Source organism: Microcoleus sp. LAD1_D3, from assembly GCF_036702135.1.
In the GTDB taxonomy this organism is placed as follows: domain Bacteria; phylum Cyanobacteriota; class Cyanobacteriia; order Cyanobacteriales; family Microcoleaceae; genus Microcoleus.
The window spans coordinates 1-20,155 of record NZ_JAUBSB010000050.1; the positions used below are offsets into that span (position 1 = coordinate 1).

At 46.3% G+C, this 20,155-nt stretch carries 13 protein-coding genes and 2 pseudogenes; 3 read left to right on the plus strand and 12 right to left on the minus strand.

The annotated features are described in order from the left end of the window. Positions 1-79 precede the first annotated feature (79 nt). The 8 genes and pseudogenes from QUA74_RS22480 to QUA74_RS22510 form a co-directional block, all read right to left on the minus strand. Positions 80-367, minus strand: coding sequence for a hypothetical protein (locus QUA74_RS22480; protein WP_006630975.1), 288 nt, complete (start codon positions 365-367; stop codon positions 80-82). A gap of 163 nt (positions 368-530) precedes the next feature. Beyond that, positions 531-2,693, minus strand: a complete 2,163-nt coding sequence (locus tag QUA74_RS22485) for a DUF4394 domain-containing protein (RefSeq protein WP_333333643.1) — start codon at positions 2,691-2,693, stop codon at positions 531-533. A gap of 706 nt (positions 2,694-3,399) precedes the next feature. Next, positions 3,400-3,909, minus strand: a pseudogene (locus QUA74_RS29930) (DUF6745 domain-containing protein); the annotation flags it as partial. A gap of 564 nt (positions 3,910-4,473) precedes the next feature. Continuing rightward, positions 4,474-5,199: pseudogene (locus QUA74_RS29935) on the minus strand (leucine-rich repeat domain-containing protein); the annotation flags it as partial. A gap of 62 nt (positions 5,200-5,261) precedes the next feature. Continuing rightward, positions 5,262-5,834 (minus strand): hypothetical protein, encoded by a 573-nt coding sequence (locus QUA74_RS22495; protein ID WP_333333647.1) that lies wholly within the window; start codon positions 5,832-5,834, stop codon positions 5,262-5,264. 7 nt (positions 5,835-5,841) lie between these two features. Further along, positions 5,842-6,276 (minus strand): hypothetical protein, encoded by a 435-nt coding sequence (locus QUA74_RS22500; protein WP_333333649.1) that lies wholly within the window; start codon positions 6,274-6,276, stop codon positions 5,842-5,844. A 45-nt stretch (positions 6,277-6,321) separates the two neighbouring features. Further along, entirely contained in the window at positions 6,322-7,362 is a 1,041-nt protein-coding gene (locus QUA74_RS22505) for an ABC transporter permease (protein ID WP_333333651.1), read from the minus strand. 242 nt (positions 7,363-7,604) lie between these two features. Continuing rightward, positions 7,605-8,117: an adenine phosphoribosyltransferase gene (locus QUA74_RS22510; RefSeq protein ID WP_333333653.1), complete on the minus strand. Its 513-nt coding sequence runs from the start codon at positions 8,115-8,117 to the stop codon at positions 7,605-7,607. 237 nt (positions 8,118-8,354) lie between these two features. On the opposite strand from QUA74_RS22510, the gene QUA74_RS22515 reads away from it, so the two are divergent. Then, positions 8,355-9,521: a pyridoxal phosphate-dependent aminotransferase gene (locus QUA74_RS22515; RefSeq protein ID WP_333333655.1), complete on the plus strand. Its 1,167-nt coding sequence runs from the start codon at positions 8,355-8,357 to the stop codon at positions 9,519-9,521. 134 nt (positions 9,522-9,655) lie between these two features. Here QUA74_RS22515 and QUA74_RS22520 read toward each other — a convergent pair whose 3' ends face one another. Together QUA74_RS22520 and QUA74_RS22525 are read right to left on the minus strand one after the other, a co-directional pair. Beyond that, entirely contained in the window at positions 9,656-10,429 is a 774-nt protein-coding gene (locus QUA74_RS22520; protein WP_333333657.1) for an RNA polymerase sigma factor SigF, read from the minus strand. A 463-nt stretch (positions 10,430-10,892) separates the two neighbouring features. Beyond that, a complete protein-coding gene (locus QUA74_RS22525) occupies positions 10,893-11,735 on the minus strand; it encodes a photosystem II manganese-stabilizing polypeptide (RefSeq protein ID WP_333333659.1) in 843 nt (280 codons plus the stop codon). 401 nt (positions 11,736-12,136) lie between these two features. On the opposite strand from QUA74_RS22525, the gene QUA74_RS22530 reads away from it, so the two are divergent. Continuing rightward, positions 12,137-12,499 (plus strand): hypothetical protein, encoded by a 363-nt coding sequence (locus tag QUA74_RS22530; protein ID WP_333333661.1) that lies wholly within the window; start codon positions 12,137-12,139, stop codon positions 12,497-12,499. 67 nt (positions 12,500-12,566) lie between these two features. Here QUA74_RS22530 and QUA74_RS22535 read toward each other — a convergent pair whose 3' ends face one another. After that, positions 12,567-14,255, minus strand: a complete 1,689-nt coding sequence (locus QUA74_RS22535; RefSeq protein ID WP_333333663.1) for a calcium-binding protein — start codon at positions 14,253-14,255, stop codon at positions 12,567-12,569. 93 nt (positions 14,256-14,348) lie between these two features. Between QUA74_RS22535 and QUA74_RS22540 the strand changes: the two genes are divergently transcribed. Continuing rightward, entirely contained in the window at positions 14,349-14,519 is a 171-nt protein-coding gene (locus QUA74_RS22540) for a hypothetical protein (protein ID WP_333333665.1), read from the plus strand. 174 nt (positions 14,520-14,693) lie between these two features. Here QUA74_RS22540 and QUA74_RS22545 read toward each other — a convergent pair whose 3' ends face one another. Next, the gene (locus QUA74_RS22545) at positions 14,694-20,138 is read right to left on the minus strand and encodes an AAA family ATPase (RefSeq protein WP_333333667.1); all 5,445 of its coding nucleotides are present in this window, start codon (positions 20,136-20,138) and stop codon (positions 14,694-14,696) included. Positions 20,139-20,155: the final 17 nt, after the last annotated feature.

The window sequence follows — 20,155 nt, forward strand, 5'->3', positions numbered from 1 at the left end:
GTTTTGAAGGAATATATTAGAAATCAAGAAAAGCCGTCCTAGAAGGACGGGGCTTGAATCCCGTTTTTTTGGTCAATTGTCAATCCTTTGTCAATAAAAACTCAATATTGGGTAACAGCGGGTCTTGAACAACCCCCACACCGTTAAAGCCCCAACGTTCGAGTAGCTTTTTTACCTGAGAACCGGAAATCGATTCTACTCCAAATCGATCGGCAACATCAGCAGCGTGGGCGTTGAGATAACTCAAAGCGTCATAGTCTTCGCGAAACATCAGCAGGTAACTCACTGCCGCATCTGGGTTGGGATTCGCGGACAGATATTTGCCGTCACTGCGGGAACGTAGCAAGTAAAAAACTTGAGATAACATCTTATCTTGGTTGTCAAAATAATATGTTACCTCAAATTGGGAATTAGAAATTGCCCAAACGATTTTAGACTGACAATTTGAGATAGTAGAAAAGTTGAGTTTTTTTCAACTTTCTACCTAAAAAGTACATAATTGATGCCTAAAATCGCTGGGAATCTAGCAGTTAAATCAAAGTCAGTGCTAAGCCTTTAATCCCTCGCCCGTCACCTATTTGACCGACGATCGAAGCTTGACCGGTCGTCAAATTGATATTGTATAGGCTGGAAACTCCGCCAACCTCGATCGCAGCCAAAGCCGTCTCGTTACCGCCAACACTCCTGATATCAAAGCCGAGAACAGTACCAGCATCAATTCCCAAAGATCCGATCGTATTCAACACGCCATTATTCGGCGGATCTTGCCGCACCAAAACATCTAAATTGGTGTCAATTGCAAATAGTGTCGTCGAATTGGCCCCTGCAAAGTTATTCACATACGCAGCAGCAGCAGCCGCGCCGGGATTGCCAAAATTGCGATCGCCCGCAGCATAAGCCAAATTCCCGTCGAGTTGAATTCCCCCCGTCAGCGTGTCAAAATCCACAAGTGCCCCAGTATCAGGGTTGAGGCGGGCGTTTTGACCAGGTTGATTGACAAACCGAATTCGATCGACTGTCGGATTGAAATCAAAACCCGCAGCCCCCGGAGTTAGAGGAACAGCAAACTGCCCGCTACCGACTTGACTTGCAGCCCCAGTAACCGGATTAATCGCGTACAAGCGATTACTAGAACCCACACCGTAAAGCAAACCGTTAGCGGGGCGAAAATCAATTCCCAGCAAACTTTCTCCCGGCTGCAACCCCGTAACTGCTGCGTCACTGAGAATCGCCCGCGGTCCCGCCTCGTTAAAACCTACAATTGTTTCAGCGCCATTTCTGACCGTTAAGGCGTAAGCTGTAGGCAAAGGCAAAGCCAAACCGTTAATCTGTCTCCCGTCGGCAATTTGACCGACAAAGGAAGCTTGACCGCTACTTAAATTGATATTGTACAAGCCGGAAATGCCACCAACTTCCAGCGCCGCCACTGCCACCTCGCGGCCGCCAATACTCCTGATATCAAAGCCGAGAATGCTAGTAGCATCAACTCCCAAAGATCCGATCGTATTCAACCCTCCATTATTCGGCGGATCTTGTCGCACCAAAACATCCAAATCGCTGTCAATTACAAACAGGGTTGTCGAAGTTGCCCCTGCAAAGTTATTCACATACGCAGCCCCTGCTGCCGCCGGATTTGACCCAAAATTGCGATCGCCCGCAACATAAGCCAAATTCCCGTCGAGTTGAATTCCCCCCGCCACCGTGTCAAAATCCACAAGTGCCCCGTTATCCGGGTTGAGGCGGGCGTTTTGATCGCCTTCATTGACAAACCGAATTCGATCGACTGTCGGATTGAAATCAAAACCCGCAGCCCCCGGAGTTAGGGGAACAGCAAACTCCCCGTTACCGACAGGACTTGCTTCCCCAGTCATCGGATTGACAGTATACAAGCGATTGCTAGAACCCACACCGTAAAGCAAACCGTTAGCCGGCCGATAATCAATTCCCAGCAAACTTTCTCCCGCTTGCAATCCAGTCACGGGCAAATCTGAGAGTACACTTCCCGGATTGGAAAGACTAAAACCGACAATCCGATTAGCAGGAGTTAAAGCATAAGCCGTTGTCCGCGCTGGAGGCGGGGGGCTGGGAACAACGCTGCCAATATTATTAGTGAAACTTGCCTGGTTAATCGCACTTTGCCTCACTCCTCTGAGAGTAGCGAGAAATTCTCCTGTTACCCGGTCTTGAATAACAGTATCGTTTCCAGCTTCCTGAATATTCAAGTCGCTAAAACTGAGTCCTCCCGCCAAACCGATTAAATCTGTACCGGCAGCAAAATCGGCGATCGCGTCGGCATTTGCCAAACTAACACCGCCACTGGTACGGAAAGGGTCAGCCTCAGCGTAGCGCCTCAAAACAAATAGGTCTGCCCCCTCTCCCCCTATCAGGATATCAGTATCTCGATCGCCCGACAAAACATCATTGCCGGAGTTGCCCGATATGGAATCGCTGCCTTTTCCGCCCACTAAAAAATCGTTACCTTCTCCGCCGTTAATAGTGTCGTTATCTAAATCTCCAAAAAGCGAATCTTGACCTGAATTGCCATCTATTAAATCGCTTTGCTTACCTCCATAAATGCTGTCATTACCAGAGTTTCCGGCAATGGTGTCATTCCCCATTAAACCAAAAATCAGGTCATCTTCTGGACTTCCTGCTAGCAAGTCTGCTTGGGCGGTGCCTCTAATTTCTGCCATCCTCTAATTACCCTCTAAATTTGATACTTCTGTTGCCTAACGGCGGTGGTATTCTCAGTCAAAATATCACAAATTCGCACTTTTAGGAGAGTTTTTCTGATTTTCGGCTGTAGGGGTGGCTTGCCATACAAGTATTACAGGCAGATCAAATGATATATAAACCCGCCCCCGGATTCAAATAAACCCACTCCTAAAGATAGATCGCTTAGCCGTATTTTATAGTTGGCTGTGTAGCTGGCGGGCGATCGCAGCTAAACTGCAAACAGGCAAGCTGAATTTTTTAGGGGTGCGAACCTATGAAATTTTGTACTGCGTTCATTAGTAATATACGCTGACTCTATAATTTTGGATCTGTACAGTCAGAAATTCTTTTTTAACTTTAATCTTAAAGCCTGCGAAGGTGAGCTTTGTGTGTGTAGCGGCGACCACCATCGCTCAATATAAAGTGGATAATAACTGCGGAATTGACCTAATAAGTTGAACAGTCGTCTGAAGAGGAATTAAGCTTTCAGGCAGGGGTTTAAACCTCTGCCTGAATAGGGGTTTCACATTAAGTTAACACCAATGAGTTTTGCCTGGGAACGCACAAAAGCTGTTTTTTAGCTTTTCTTTCTTCCTTCCTTCTTTCTTTCTCAGGACTTACGCAATAACACATTGTGACTGCTAATCTAACTTGATTTAAGTATATACTGTCGCCGCCATTATATCAAGTCTGCACGGAAAATTCCTCTGGATCAATATCCCAATTTGCCCAGCGAATTGCCTCCCTCGCTGATGTCAGGTTAGGTGGAACTCTCAAAGCGTGAATGAATCCCGTACTCGGACAAGTCATTTTTAACAAACAAATCGGCTCTACATCGGCATTATCTATTTGTAATAGTGCATATTCCTGCCAACTATCTATTTGTTTTGCTGACAATTCTTGAATTATGCGCTCGTAACCAATTCCTTCAATTAACACTCGCCGCACTTCGGCATTCTCTTCTGCTAAAAGCCATTGGGATTGCCATTGATTGGGGTGGACTTTGCCGTATTCTTCAGGCAATCTGACGCTGTGATAATAGTAAATTTTCCATCCATCGGCAAACTCGATCGCAGGTTCTCCTTCAGCGTGCAAGCGGTTTTGACTGTCAAAGCGCAGGTGGCGGGGGCGATCGCACACCGCGCAAATCTTTTCAAAGGGAAATATAAAACCGCAATGCTCAAAAAGCAGCTTTTGGCAGTGATGTATTTCTTGTGCCTTTTGGGACAGATTGACACCTGATGAAGAGATATACAATTCAGTCAAATAGATTTCTTTAAACAAATTCGTGGGGGTTGAATGGTATCTCAGCTCGGACAAATGATTGGGAAAAACATTCCCCATCGTTCCTTCTGATCGCTCTAATTCGTCAACCAATTCCCTCATTAGCGAACTCAGTGCGCTGTCTGCTTCGGACTCGATCGTCAGGCGATCGAGCTCATACTGCCACACGCCCGGACTTGCAAATTCTCCCACAATCGATGGGGACATGGATATCAATTTCCAATCTAGCTTTTCCCCCAATCTATTGCTGTCCCATTCGTCTGAGCAGTTTGGTGAATGGTCGCCTTTGGGCAAGTTGAAAATTTGGATAAAAGCGTCGCGGGGACTGCTGCAAACAATAACTTGGGGTTCTTCTAGGCTAATAGCGGCATAGGCAACTTTGACAGCTTCTGTGGCTTTTTGAGCATCAATTGGCGTAGTCGAGAGAGTAAGATGTTTCTGTGCGAGGAGGCCTAACACGCAGATAGCGGTCATTTGATTGTTGTCGAGATTCAGTTCTGTCAGATTGGTGAGCGATCGCAAGGCACTGATGTCGGTAATTTTATTGTTATTGTATTCGAGATACAGTGTGGTCAGATTGGTGAGCGAGCCCAGGGAGCTGATGTCGGTAATTTTATTGTTGTCGAGATCCAGTGTTGTCAGATTGGTGAGCGAGCCGAGGATGCTGATGTCGCTAATTTCATTGCCCCAGAGATGCAGTGTTGTCAGATTGGTGAGCGAGCCGAGGATGCTGATGTCGCTAATTTTATTGCCACCGAGATACAGTGTTGTCAGATTGGTGAGCGAGCCGAGGATGCTGATGTCGCTAATTTTATTGTCGTTGAGATTCAGTGTGCTCAGATTGGTGAGCGAGCCGAGAAAGCTGATGTCGGTAATTTGATTGTCGCTGAGATCCAGTGTGGTGAGATTGGTGAGCGAGCCGAGGATGCTGATGTCGGTATTTTGATTGCAGTCGAGAGACAGTGTGCTCAGATTGGTGAGCGAGCCGAGGATGCTGATATCGCTAATTCCCGTGTTGCTGAGATCCAATTCGGTCATGCTTGAAAGTATCTGCTCCGCTTCTTGTGCGTCATCAGTGCCAGCCTTTTCTAACAACACTTTAACTGTGTGCCTTGCCGATTCTGAAAGACTGTCAATATGCCTGCACCAGTCCGCAAAGCGACTAAAACTCATTGGCTCGTTTGGTGGTTTTTCTGACATAAAACACTCCTAGATGGGGAATGGGGCATCGGGAATGGGGCATGGGAATATTTATCGCACTTTTATGGTAGTTTATCGCGTAGTAAAAGCCAAGTGTTGAGTTTTTCATCTAAAACATATTTATCAGTATCAGAAAGTGCTGCAATAACTTTCAATCGATTTTTAAGTTTTCTTAAGTCGCGAATTTCTGCAATAGGTAGCGTTTTCCAATTAGCTGCCTTTTTTTCGACATCTTCCTGCGACTCTTGGACGTTCTCCCAAAACCATTCTAAAATTAAGTTAACATCGAGAACAGGATGATCGGAAATTACTTCCTGTTTTTCTATCATCGCAGCCCGCAACATCATTGAGGAAATCGTAAAAGACTCGCCACTACCTGGTTTTTTCCGATCGGCATCATCGGCTTTGCGATCGTAAATTGCGATTGCTACTTCTGCCCATTTGCGATCGCACAAACCGGAACCATTTTGACCTTTTCGAGCCTTAGCCGAGGCAACATCGGCTAATAATAGCCAGTTAAACCCTTGTGGTTCGGTGGTTTGACCTGAAAATATGTTGTTCGCCCAAATCAGTACAGATTCGGCATTTTGTTCGAGAATGCGATCGAGGGATATTGTCGTAGGAGATTGAGTCATAATTTATCTACTCCACATATTCGATATCAGCATTATTTGGATCGACTCCTTGCTGCCTAAAGGCTGCAATTCCTAGTTCTAAGCTCTCTGAATTGGGTCTAAAATGCCCGCTGTGATTGCTGATTGTTAGCAAAATATACAAACCGTTGGTGCCGACAATCTCGGCTTCTCCCGCCGCCAAAACAGGCTGACCGCGAGTTATAACCGTATGGTAAATTTCATTGTTAACATCTAAAAATTTCGGAATTATAAGGAGTTCTAGGTTGGTTGTCACTGCCCATTTGACAGTACCTTCATTAATTATATCGTCAAATCCTGCTTCTCCCACTTTAATGGGTCTGATACCTAACTCATCTGCCGATCGAATTTCATCATTTAGCGTCGCGGGGGACTGATTGGAAAAGCGAGGGCTAGGAACATTATTTGAAAATGATTGTGTCACAACAGAATTTAACGAGAATCAAATTTACAGTCAAATATGATTCTATCACTTCAAATCTTCCAGCTTAATCCGAGGATCGACAGCTTTCAGCAGCAAATCCGCAAACAAATTCCCAACAATCAACATCGTCGCACCCATCATCAAACTTGCCATTACTAAATACAAATCTTGATTAGTCACGGCCTCCAGAGTCAGCTTTCCCAAACCCGGCCAATTAAAGAAATATTCGGCAATAAACGCACCGCTCAACAAACTAGCAAACTCAAAACCCAATAGGGTAATCAACGGATTAACTGCATTCCGCAAAGCGTGAACGTAAATTACTCGATCGTCCGGCAAACCTTTAGCCCGTGCTGTTCGGATATAATCTTGACGCAGCACGTCCAAAAATTGTCCGCGCATCAATCTTTGCAAACCCGCAAAACCAGTAAGGCTGAGGGCGACTGTTGGCAAAATTAAGTGCCAGCCGTAATCAAGGATTTGACCCCACCAAGGTAAGTCTGCGTGGTCGATACTTGTCATTCCTCCGATGGGAAACAGAGGCGAAGTATTCTGAGCAAAAAATAGCAGCAGCAAAGCTGTGATAAAGCTGGGAAATCCCTGTCCCGTGTAGCTGACTACTTGCAGAACTCGATCGACTGTGCGGTTTTGATTGACGGCGGCGACTATTCCCAAAGGAATCGCGATCGCCCAAGTTACAATCAAAGATGCGATCGCCATCAATAACGTCGCCGGTACCCGTTCCCACAGCAGCGAAGCTACGGATCGCTGATACACAAAACTCGTGCCAAAATTCCCCCGCGTCACAATTTGTTGCAGCCACAGCCAATACTGCACAATAGCTGGTTTATCTAAGCCGAACTGCTGTTCGAGTTGCTTGAGAGTCTCCGGCGAAATCTTCGGATTTTGGCTCAAAGTATCCAAGTAATTTCCCGGTGCCAGTTCAATAATTGCAAAACAAAGCATCGATGCCAAAAATAGCGTTAAAAGTGCCTGCAACAGTCGCTTGAAAACATAAGTTTTTGTCTCCCTGCCAAACAGAGAACTCAACCCTCGCGAATTTTGATTCAATTTAAGAGAAGTCATACGATTTTAGATTTTAGATTTTAGAATTGAACAATTGAAGAATTGAAGAATTGTGAATGATATTAATTCCGGTTGCATCGGAATGATTTAACCGCTCTTGACGCAGAGATAGCAGAGTCTCCAGAAGAGAGAGATGAATAATTCCGATGCAAAGCTCAAGGATATTATTTGTCAGTAGTTTTTATTCAGCAGTCAACTGTCAACTGTCAACTGTCAACTGTCAACAGTTAACTGTTAACTAACTAATATTCAACTAGCGTGACGATCGGCACATCGGGCAATTTCTGCCTGCCACCCAAAGCCTGCAATTCAATGATAAAAGCAAAACCGACAAGCTCGCAGCCAGCTTGTTCCAACAACTTAGCCGTCGCCGCCGCTGTTCCGCCAGTGGCGATTAAATCGTCCACAACCAGCACCCGGCTGCCCGTTGTCATCGCATCTCGGTGCATCTCCAGTCGATCGACACCGTACTCCAACTCGTACTCAGCAAAATGAACCGCACCTGGCAGTTTCCCCGGTTTGCGGACAGGAATAAAGCCTATTCCCATTTTATAAGCCAAAGGCGCGCCAAAGATGAAGCCCCGCGATTCCATGCCCACCACATAGTCAACAGACATTGCAGAGCATTTTTCGGCTAAGCTGTCAATAGTGTAGCTGAGCCCTTGCGGGTCGCGCAGCAAAGTTGTAATGTCTCGAAACATAATTCCCGGCTTGGGGAAATCAGGAATGTCGCGAATCAGAGATTTGAGATCCATAAGCTTGCAGATCGGCGTTGAGGGTAACGAGGCATCAAAAATGCTACAATAATAACGTCAAAATTTAAAAATTAAAAAATAAAAATTAAAACTAAGAGCTTCTTTAATTTTTATTCTTTAATTGCTTAATCCTTTACGTACTATGTAAACAAATGTCATAATTCCCTAACAACAGGGTTGAATATCAACATTTGTCACCCTATGATCGAAAGTCAAAAATCTAATATCTAAAATCCAATGATTAAGTTGGCAGCACGAGTGGGTGAGGTTTCTCCTTCCATAACCTTGGCGATCGCCGCTAAGGCTAAAGCCATGAAGGCCGAAGGAATTGATGTCTGTAGTTTGAGTACGGGAGAACCCGATTTTGATACGCCCGAACACATTAAAGCAGCGGCAAAACAAGCTTTAGACGAGGGGAAGACTAAGTACGGCCCTGTGGCTGGGGAACCGCAGTTAAAAGCTGCGATCGCCCGCAAACTCCGCGATGACAATAATCTCAACTATCAACCGGAAAATATCATTGTCACCAACGGCGGCAAGCATTCCCTCTACAATCTGATGATGGCTCTGATCGAGCCTGGAAAGGAAGTAATTATTCCGGCTCCCTACTGGCTAAGCTACCCAGAAATGGTGAAACTAGCTAGCGGCAAGCCAGTAATTGTACGGACTGATGCTTCTACAGGATATAAAATTACACCGGAACAACTGAGTCGAGCGATTACTCCCAAAACCAAGTTATTTGTACTGAATTCGCCTTCTAACCCGACGGGAATGGTTTACTCTCCGGCGGAAATCAAAGCATTGGCCGAGGTGATAGTCGATCGAGATATTTTAGTCGTTGCTGACGAGATTTACGAAAAAATTATATATGACGGCGCCCAACACGTCAGCATCGGTTCCCTAGGCAAAGAAATCTTCGATCGCACCCTGATCAGCAGCGGTTTTGCTAAAGCTTACTCGATGACCGGCTGGCGAATCGGTTATTTGGCCGGGCCGAGCGAATTAATTAAAGCCACCGGCACGATTCAAGGTCACAGTACCTCAAATGTGTGTACCTTTGCACAGTACGGCGCGATCGCAGCTTTGGAAAGCAGCCAAGAATCCGTCGAAAAAATGCGTCTAGCTTTTGCCGAAAGGCGTCAGGTAATATTTGAATTACTCGATGCTATCCCTGGAATTAGCTGTATTAAACCAGACGGTGCTTTCTATATGTTTGTCAACATCAGCAAGACGGGAATGAATTCTCTGGAATTTTGCGACGCTTTCTTAGAACAGCAGCAAGTAGCCGTTATTCCGGGGATTGCTTTTGGTGCAGACGACCACATTCGCTTGTCTTACGCCACCGATTTAGGCACAATTAAAAAAGCCGTAGAAAGGCTCGATAAATTTGTCCGCAGCATCTAAAAATTAGTCTGTTGACTGTTGACTGTTGACTGTTAACGGTTCACAGTTAACAGTTAACGGTTGACTGTTGACTGTTAACTGTTCACAACTGACAACCAACAACTGACAACTGACAACCAACAACTGACTAATAACTAAAGCTGTTTAGTCATAATCTCTTTGAGCAAATCCAGCCCCTTCTTAACTCGCCGAGAAACAGTCACCGCACTGATACCCAAGCGTTCAGCCGTTTCTTTCTGCGTCAAATCGTAGAGAAAAACAAACTCCAATATCTCGCGAGTCCGTTGTTCCAACATAGCCAAAGCTTGCTGTACGCGAATTTGATCCTCTTGCGCCAACTGAAAACTCCGATACTTGCTATCGGGTACCAATTCTCCCAGACAAGTAGCCCCCTCATCTTCATCTTGCACCGGCGCGTCCAAACTCAAGGGCGATCGGTTGAGATGGGCCAACTTAATTTCTTGCCATTCTTCTAAAGAAACCTCAAGCACTGCTGCTACTTCAGCATCCGTAGGTTTGCGGTTGAACTGCACCTGCAAATCCTTGATCGCTGCTACTGATTTGCGCTCCAGGGACTGCCAGTGACGGGGAAATCGCACAGAAGGGCTTTTGTCCCGCAAGTAGTGTTGAATTTCACCCCGAATGTAGGGAATTGCAAAGGAACTAAAAGCGTGTCCTTTGGACATATCAAACCGCTCGATCGCCCTGATCAACCCAATACACCCCACTTGCAGCAAATCGTCGTAGCTTTCACCGCACTGGTTGATCCAGTGGTAAACTTCTTTTCTCACCAGTCCAATATTCTGTTTAACTAACTGATTGCGGATTTCATTCGATCCAGAAAGTTGGTACTCGCGCAACAATTGCAAATTTTCGTTTTTTAGCTCGTTCGGCAGTGTGGTAGACATGGTGGCATAAGGGTTGGTAGGGCAGAGGACTGAGGTTGCTTTAGATCTAGTTTCCCATCTAGTCTAAAAAAATCACCTTGATTGTAGTGTAATCGTAGCACTTAATAGGTGTGATAGTGGACACACCCCTTGAACTTTGGGGATGTGCTGCGATCGAGGGGGATTATCCGAAGGTTTTCGGCATAAGGCAGACTTTTAACAGGTAGAAGGCCTGCGGCACAAGCCCTTATTTAACCGGTTTTTTTTAAACGCTATATTATAATCTGAAAGCCGTTTGAATACAATAGTTTAACTAATTAAAAATCCCAACTTAATAAGTTGTTAATCATCACAATTCTCTCATAAATTTAGTCATTAGTCAACAGTCCTAAGTTATGTTGCTCAAGACTGTTGGCTAATGAAGAGCGAGCAGTACCTTTAGGGCAAGAAACTGCTTAAGTTCGATCGATCCTGAAAGCCAATTTTACGAGACAGAAGGCTCAATGCGAGCGTAAAACAAACCCCGAATTTTCACGTCCAGAGCCGGTCTAGCTCCCAAATCAGTATCAGAAGGCTGCGTGCTCTCAAAAATCCCGCCAACTTCGCCAGTGGCGCTGTTGACTTTAGCAACTTGGAGAGAAATTTTGCCCGCCTTGGTGCGGGTGTCAGCCACCTTAACATTAGCCCGCACACGTTTGGAATTGTCAGAAGCCGGAAGCGCTACAGCATTGTCATAGCCAGTCGATACCCCGCGACCTTTAGGGTCTAAAAAGCCTGCGCTGCGGTAAGACGGAACGTTAAACTCCCCTCTCAAATCGGTGGAAGTATTGATAGCAACTACTCCAGGATCAGAACTAGCAACTAATTCTTTAATGGTAAACAAGAAAGGTACTTGTTCTCCGCCCGGTAACTGAATCGTAATTGCTTGAAAATCCAAGCCGTCTTCTTCTGTAAAAGTCAGAGTTCCGTCAGTACCGACCTTAAGCGTACCTTGAACTTGGTCAATGCTCGACGTGAACCGGGTCAGCAATTTACCAGGCACAAATTCCGCTTCTTGGCGTTTGTTTGCTGGTTCTTCCTTGACAAAATAAGTTGTGGGCTGCAAACACAAACCAGTCAGTTTATAGGTGCCACCCGCTTCGATGGGGATCGATCCCCGAGAAGTTTCTGCCAAGCTAGGGCAGTTATTAGCCAATCCAGTACCTCTAATCTCGTCGTAGGTGAGCAACTCAGTAGTTGCCACCGTCGAGTCAGGAGCAGAAGAACAAGCAACCAGCGCACTCATGCAAAATGCTAAAAGTGCAACAATTAAAGCACGATATTTCATTGCAAACCTCAATATCCAACATCGGATTATATTAAGAAAAAGCCCTACTTCGAGCAAAATATAATTGCCCGCCGGCAGGCTAGGCCAGCGCTTAGGGCAGCATTTAGATCCTGATCGCTCGCTTCACCGAGACCGGCATTGACTCAAAAAATCAAGCTAGTGCGCCGTGAAAATAAGCATGAACTTACGATTTCTCAATCATGTTCGGATCGCAGCCCAATACACATGGTACGACGGGTTGTGCTCTTTTCCTGACTTGGACTGCAAATTAATATTGCTTAAGTCAACCTACTTAAGTTACTTTGCTTATGGCCCCGAATGGCGATCGCGACTAGCTCGATTAGTCGGTTGACCAAAAGGCTGGGGACAAAGGCCTTGTAGATTTCACAGGAAGCAGCGGTATGGACAACGGCAAAGATTTAGAGTCAGAAAAGTTGCAGTCTCAAATGCAATCGGTGACAGAGGCGATTCGGACTTTAGCCGAAAGTTGTCAGGGAGACAGTCTGCTGCTTTTGGCTCTGCTGCGGACGCTGGAAGCTTCGCACCGGGAAATTCGGGACGGTTTGTTTCAAGCGTCTTTTCCCGACAACCGCCAAGCACTTTACAAACTCCTCAGGAATATTGAAGCCAATGGCGGCTGGCCTTACATCCACCGCATGAAACTTCGATCGCTCTTGGGGTACACCCAACAATTATCTCCCCTAGAAGATTCTCCAGCCGAGTCACCACAAGACTCGGCCGAAACTCCCCAGGACGTTAAATAGTTTTGAGTGATGAGTTTAGTGAGTTTTACATTAACTCATCACTCATCACTAAGCTGCGCGATCGCACTTAGAACCCGTAAGGTGGAGGAACAGGTGTAGGAAAAGGTATCGGGTTCGGCACCGTCGGGAATATCGGCGTCTGGCCCGGCATTGGCAATAGTCCGGGAGTCGGCGCCGGGGCGATCGAACTAATTGACACCAGGGGCGAATCAACATCAGGCACGCTAACCGTCGGCGGAGTCGGAATCCTCGAAGCAGTCGGCGTGGGAGTCGGAGTCGGTGCTGCTGTCGGAGTCGGAGTCGGTGCTGCTGTCGGAGTCGGAGTCGGTGCTGCTGTCGGAGTCGGAGTCGGTGCTGCTGTGGGAGTCGGAGTCGGTGCTGCTGTCGGAGTCGGAGTCGGAGTCGGCGCCGCTGGTTCCGTGAGAGTCGGCGTCGCTTCTTCCGTGAGAGTCGGCGTCGCTGCTTCCGTGGGAGTTGGAGTCGGAGTTGGAGTTGGAGTTGGAGTTGGAGTTGGAGTTGGAGTCGGAGTTGGAGTTGGAGTTGGAGTTAGAGTTGGATCTGTAATTGTGGTTGTAACTGTAGTTGTAGTTGTAGTTGTAATGGTGGTTGGCCTGGGAGTAACCGTCCCAGTCACAGCGATAAAATCGTTGACATCGATCAGCGCCGCCGGAGTGTCTGTCAAAATTGCTAAAAGCTTGCCGTCGAGCGTAATTACTGTATCCCTGAGATTTGAACCGTTGCCTTGGCTAACTACCAGTTGACCGAAAGATAAATTGCTCGGCAGTCCAAAGAAATCCTCTGCGTCATTGTAATCAGTAATTAAAACCAAACTGCCAGGCCCGGCTCCCAATCCAAAGACATCGCTGCCACTGCCACCAGTCAGAGTATCCGAACCCTCACCTCCGATCAGAGAATCATTACCCTCTGCCCCAAATAAATTGTCATTGCCGAAACCGCCCAAAATTGTATCGTCGCCGATACCTCCGGCCAAGGAGTCATCGCCAAAACCGCCGTCGATACCATCATTACCTTTGCCACCAAACAGGAAATCATTGCCTTCATCTCCCAGTACCGAGTCGTCGCCCTCATCGCCGCGAAGGGTATCGGAACCGCTGCCACCAAAAACTGTATCGTCAGCCTTACCACCGAATATCTGGTCATTACCAGCGTCTCCGAAGAGCGAATCGTTGTCGGCATTGCCGTACAAAGTGTCGTCGCCGTCGCCGCCGGTCAAATAATCGTTGCCCTCAGCGCCCAACATTTGATCCCTACCACTGCCGCCGTTGAGAGAATCGTTCCCAAAATTCCCGTAGAGAAAGTCATCATCAGCATTCCCGAACACGGAATCGTCACCGTCACCCCCTGTGAGGGTGTCGTTACCAGTACCGCCAGCAATCACATCAGAGCCTGCGTTGCCACTAACTAAGTCGTCCCCTGCGTCTCCCAACACGCTGTCTATCCCGTCGTTGCCTTCGAGGATGTCGTTGCCTAAACCGCCACGAATCGAGTCGTCGCCGTTCCCGCCGGAAGCAAAATCGCGGCCTTGGTTGCCAATAAGTTCGTCATTTCCTTCACCCCCAATCACCGAATCTGCTCCGTCACCTCCCAGAAGCTGGTCGTTACCGCCGTCGCCCTCTAGGGTGTCATCTCCTCCCGCACCCAGGAGCGAATCATCGCCATCTAAGCCGCGAATTCGATCGCTCAGCGGAGTTCCTAGAATAAAGTCGTTGCTGTCTGTGCCGATCAGGTTTGCCATACGGGATACACCGCTCCTAAATCAAATAAATTGTTTGAAATTATGTTAATCGCCTTCGTGACAAGGGATTGCTGCTTGCCTAGGTTAGCATAATTGAGATTTTGGCAATCTGGCGAAGGGGCACTGGAAGTTTTGCTCGTGTCCGCAGTTGCGATCGGGGCTGGTATAATGCCCGATCGGCAATCTAATTTAGTTTTTCTGGATTTTTTCAAATACAAATTAGTCGATCGGACTCAAGGAATTCAAACTCGACAAACGAAATGAGCCCGAATAAAAAATGAATAACCTTTTTCATTCTTGCCCCTCCTCAATTTTTTACTTCTGATACCACTTTGAAAAAAGAATGCAACGGGAGGAGAACTCCAAATCATTAGCTCATTTTTCACTCCCAATTCTTCAATCTAAAATCTAAAATAATAGGACGGAAGTCTTATAATTTTATTCGGTAATAGGTAACACTATCTCAAATTCACTTCCTCCCCCCAAAGTAGAATTCACATTAATTGTTCCGCCGTGGGTTTCGACTACAATCTGGCGGGCGATCGCCAATCCTAACCCGGTGCCTTTTCCTACTGCCTTCGTTGTGAACAAATGGTCAAAAATCCGTTTTTTTACTGATTCTGTCATGCCCGCACCGTTATCGGCAATCTGAATTTTGATGTGTTGATCGCCCAACTGACTGGTACGAACTGTGATACAGTGTGGGTTTGCTTTAATGGCATCCAAACTGCGTCCTTGGTTTGATTCTTCTAGAGCATCGATCGCGTTAGCAAGCAGGTTCATAAAGACTTGGTTCAGTTGACCGGGAAAGCATTCGATTGGGGGGAGATTGCCGTAGTCTGTGACGACTTCGATCGCAGGATGGTGTTCGTTGGCTTTCAGCCGATGTTTCAAAATTAAGATTGTGCTGTCAATGCCCTCATGGATATTAAACGGAACTTTGTAGTCTTTATCGGCTCTGGAGAAGGTGCGGAGGCTCGTGCTAATGCCACGAATGCGATCGCACCCGACTTTCATCGACAACAGCATCTTTGGCAAATCTTCTAAGGCATACTCTAAATCAATATCCTCAGCATCTTCTTCAATTTCCTCGCCGGGATTTGGCAGTTTTTCTTGATATAATTTTAAGTGACCAATCACATCTTTGATCGTGGTGGTTGCTTCCTCAATATTCCCGCTAATAAAGCCGACAGGATTATTAATTTCGTGGGCTATTCCTGTGACGAGATTGCCCAAGGTGGACATTTTTTCGCTTTGTACGATCTGTAACTGTGCTTGCTGCAAATCAAGGAGCGATCGCTCTAATTCTTGTGCATAAGCTTGAGATTGTTGGTACAAGCGGGCATTTTCTAGAGAGATAGCCGCTTGGGCGCACAAAAGTTGGATGACTTCAGTGCGATTTTCTGTAAATGCACCAATTGTCAAGTTATTTTCTAGATATAGCAACCCGATTAATTTACCCTGATTTAAAATTGGCACGCACAGCACACTTTTGGGCTTTTTCTGCATCAAATACGGATCGGCAATAAAATCGTTTTGTACTGCTGCATTATCCAAAACGACAGTTTTCCAAGTCCGCTTAACATAGTTGACCACAGCAGGGGGAAACTCGTCGCTGGCTGACAGCGGTACAGATATTGAGATGACCTCTTGGTTGAAGGAGGCTACAGCTTCGATGGTGAGATTCCCATCCTTAAGCAACAGCAGAACTGCTTTTTTTGCCCCGGCATTTTCCATCACCACACACATCAGTGCAGCCAGTAATTTTTCTAATTGAATTTCACTCGATAGAGTTTGGGCTGCTTTGAGAATAGCCGCGAAATCCAGGGTTTCGTAAATACTGTTGCTGCTAGATAGACTTGTTTGGAAGGTTTGATGTAAAATTGACGATTTATTGCTTGTTTGGAGGCGACTTTCGCTGATTACAAAACGATTTTCTATTGCCTGCAATATGGGAGCAAGAAGTTGGGGATAGCGTTTTTCTAAGTCATCGATTTTGGCTTTCGCACCCCAGCGAGCATAACAGTAGTAGGCTTCTTGCATATAAGCTTGCGCCACTTTTTCTTTGCCCCAGTCGAGGTAGAATTTAGCTGCTAGTTCGTTAGCGAGGGCTTCTTCTTGGATGTATTCGTTTTCTTTCGCTCCAGAAATGGCGCGATCGTACATTTCAATAGCTTCTGCCCTCTGTCTGGCAACTCGGTATTTCTCTGCTTCTACCAACTGCCACTTATGCAAATAATTCATGGGGGCGTGTTCTGCCCAATGCTGCAACTTCCTTTGATTTTCCTGAACTCGTTGCAACGAAGTTTCTAACTCCGTCTCGGACTCAGGAGTGGCCAGGGCTATGAGTGAGTCATAGAAATATAAACCAGCTTCGGAAGTAGTTCCTGCACATCCCGCTATATACTGTCTTGCTCGATCGACATCTACGGAGGCCCCAGCAATGTCTTCCAGCAGGAATCTCAACGTTGCCCTGTACAGATAGAAGACGCAGAGTCGGTAAAAATCGTTAGAGGCAAGCGACTGAGAAACCAGCTTCTCCTCATAGCGTTCCTGTTCAAAGGAAATCTCCAAGTTGTTTGGATTACCCAATAAAAACAGCGTTGTTTCCCAATAAATCGAACAATAATTTGCCGTCGTTAGTTGGTTGAGGTCGAGTAATTGCTGACGGTATGCCCGAATTTGGGGATCAAGTTCTGCTAAAGGCTGACCGCACCCGTAGGAATGTAGACAAAATCCATGCCCATTAAACCCCACAAACTCTAAATTTCCTGTTTCTAATCCGGCTTGATAGCCTGCCTGAAGAATGGGGAGGGTTTCCCGCAAATGCGATTTGCGATGGTACAAAAAGAGTCCGATCACAACACAACTTGCAGAGCGAATATTTTTGGCCTCCGCGCTACTGCCAAGACGATAAGCTAATCGGCCAAACTCATCGGCTACCGTCACATCTTGTAGAAAGTTGTTGAGAATAATCCCATAAGAACTATAGCTATAAGCTGAAGTAGGACTGTTGCCATATTGGATAGATAAATTTACCTGTAAGGCAGCCACCAGCGCAAACAAAGACGAACCAACCAGATAACAAACTGACACCAGACTTGCCGCCACTTGCATCGTGGCCAGCTTTTGGGTATCCACCATCGCTGGCAGATCGAATAACTCTTCAATCGGTCGATCGCCGATCGAGCTATTAATTTCCTGCACTGCTTGCTGAATATCTTCTGATGTAGGGCTATCGGGCAACTCAACTCCTAATTCTTTGAGAATTAACAGACCGATAGCAATTGCTTCTAAAAACTTGTTCTGGGACGTTAATGCCTGAATTTTGACGATGTAAACGCTCACTCGCTCTAGGGGAGTTCTGGTATGATGAATCACCGTGTCAATCCACTGATTCATCTGGTCAAATTCGCCACAGAGTGAAGCCACTTCTGCTGCTATGTCGTGCAAGTTCAAGGTCATCTCGTACTGTCGTTGCCAAGCGCTCTCTCCAAGCAAATTTAGCCCGATCGCAGCATACTCGCGAGCAGCTTGATAAGCAGTAGCGGCTCTGGCTTTGCGGCAAGCCGTGAGATTGAGTTGTGCCAAATCGTCACGTTCTGTTTGGTCTTCAATCAGCGCAATACCATAGTTCAACTGATTGACGATTGAAAAAATCTGCTCTTCTATAGCTGCGGGTGAAATTTGCTGGATCAGCAATTGTCCAATCTGATAGTGAGCACGCGATCGCTCTTGTTCGGGAATTAAAGAATAGGCAGCTTGCTGAACGCGATCGTGCAAAAACTTGTAATTCACCGCCTCCGAATTTTCGGTCTCCTCCCGTCTTTCTCGCCCCATATAAAACTTGTATATTTCACTTTCAGGCAGGATTAACCCCTCTTGCAAAGCCTTCCACAAATCCGTCGCCGTTTCCGTTTCCAATTGCTGGGAAACAACTGCCAAAGTCCCCAAATCAAACTGATTTCCCACACAAGCAGCCAACTTCAACACATTCTGAGTCCCTGGCGGCAATTTTTGCAACTGCAATGCCATAAACTCGACCACATCATCAGTCAGCGCTGCCTCCCGAACTCGAACAATATCGCACTGCCAATAACCCGCAACCCGGTCAAACTCAATCAGCCCATCCTGATGCAGTGCTTTGAGAAACTGCGTTGCAAAAAAGGGATTTCCTTGGGTTTTTTGTGCTACCAAATCAGCCAAAGATCTTGCCCAATATGGCTCGCAATTGAGCGTATCAGCAACCAAATGATTTAGACTTTCTGAACTCAACGGTTCCAGCGTAATAGTATCCACCGTTGCCCCAGCTTTGACCGCTGCATCCAGTGTCAGCATCAACGGATGTGCTGCAAATACTTCATTATCTCGGTAGGCACCAATTACTAATAAATAGCCGGTTGCTGACTCGGTAACCAGCAGTTGCATTAACCGCAGCGAAGCTGAATCTGCCCACTGCAAGTCATCCAAAAACATCACCAGGGGATGTTCGGGCTTTGTGAACACATGAATAAAGTTTTGAAACTGCAAATTAAACCGATTTTCTGCCGCAGTTCCTGATAATTCGAGTGCGGGCGGTTGTGACCCAATAATTTTTTCTAGTTCGGGAATTACTTCAATAATGACTTGTCCGTTATCGCCTAGGGCTTGCAATATTTGAGTTTGCCAATTTGCCAACCTATCGTCACTTTCGCTCAACAATTGTCCCATTAAATCTCGAAATGCTTGGACAAAAGCTGAGAAAGGAATATTGCGGTTAAATTGGTCGAATTTGCCTTTGATGAAATAGCCGCGCTGGCGGACAATTGGTTTGTGAACTTCATTGACAATTGCAGTTTTCCCAATCCCAGAAAAACCCGCGACTAACATTAACTCACAGCCTCCACCCTTTTCTGATGCCTGCTGGGAAAAACCTGCTACTCGATCGAATGCTGCCAGTAATTCGGCAACTTCGGTTTCGCGACCGTAGAGTTTTTCGGGGATGAGGAAGCGATCGCCCACATCCCTCTGCGCGATCGTAAAACTCTCTATCCTACCGTTTTCTTCAAGTTGCTGCAAACAAAATTCTAAATCGAATTTCAGACCCAAGGCACTCTGATAGCGGTCTTCGGCATTCTTTGCCATTAATTTGCTAACAATCTCCGAGAGGACCGGCGGGATTTCGGGATTGATTTCATGCAGTGATGGCGGTTGCTTGGCAATATGACAGTGTACCAATTCCATCGCATCGTTGGATTGAAACGGCAATTGTCCCGCCAGCAATGCGTAAAAAGTCACGCCCAAAGAGTAAAAGTCTGTCCGGTAGTCAATCCCCCGATTCATCCTTCCCGTTTGTTCGGGAGACAAATAGCCGAGTGTCCCTTCCAGCACGTTAGGATTCATCAGGGTTTGAGTTTCCCTTGGCAGCAAAGATGCAATACTAAAGTCAATGAGTTTGACTTGTTTTGTTTGCGGATTAATTAAAATATTCGCTGGTTTAATGTCTTTGTGAATGATGCGGTGGCGGTAGAGTATATCTAATGTATTGCTCAGGTCGATTGCCACTGGCAAAAACTCGCTCAGAGTCGGGGCAGTTTCCCCTTGTTCCATCCATTCATTCAGAGAAACTCCCCCAAATTCTTCCATTACCAGCGCATAGCTGTTGTTGTAGGTTTCCAAGCTGTAGGTTTCGATGATTCCTGGCAATTGGAGGTTTTTGGAGATCGTGTACTGATTACGAAATTGCACCAGTTCGCTGAAGCTGGGATATTCGTTCCGCAAGACTTTGATGGCTACAAGCTGTTTGTCGTTAGTGCGGAAAGCTCGATAAACTAGGGTGCGAGTTCCTGAGTAAAGGGGATCGAGAGTTTGATAACCTGTCAATGTAAAATTTTTACTTGGCATACTCTTGTTATTCACGT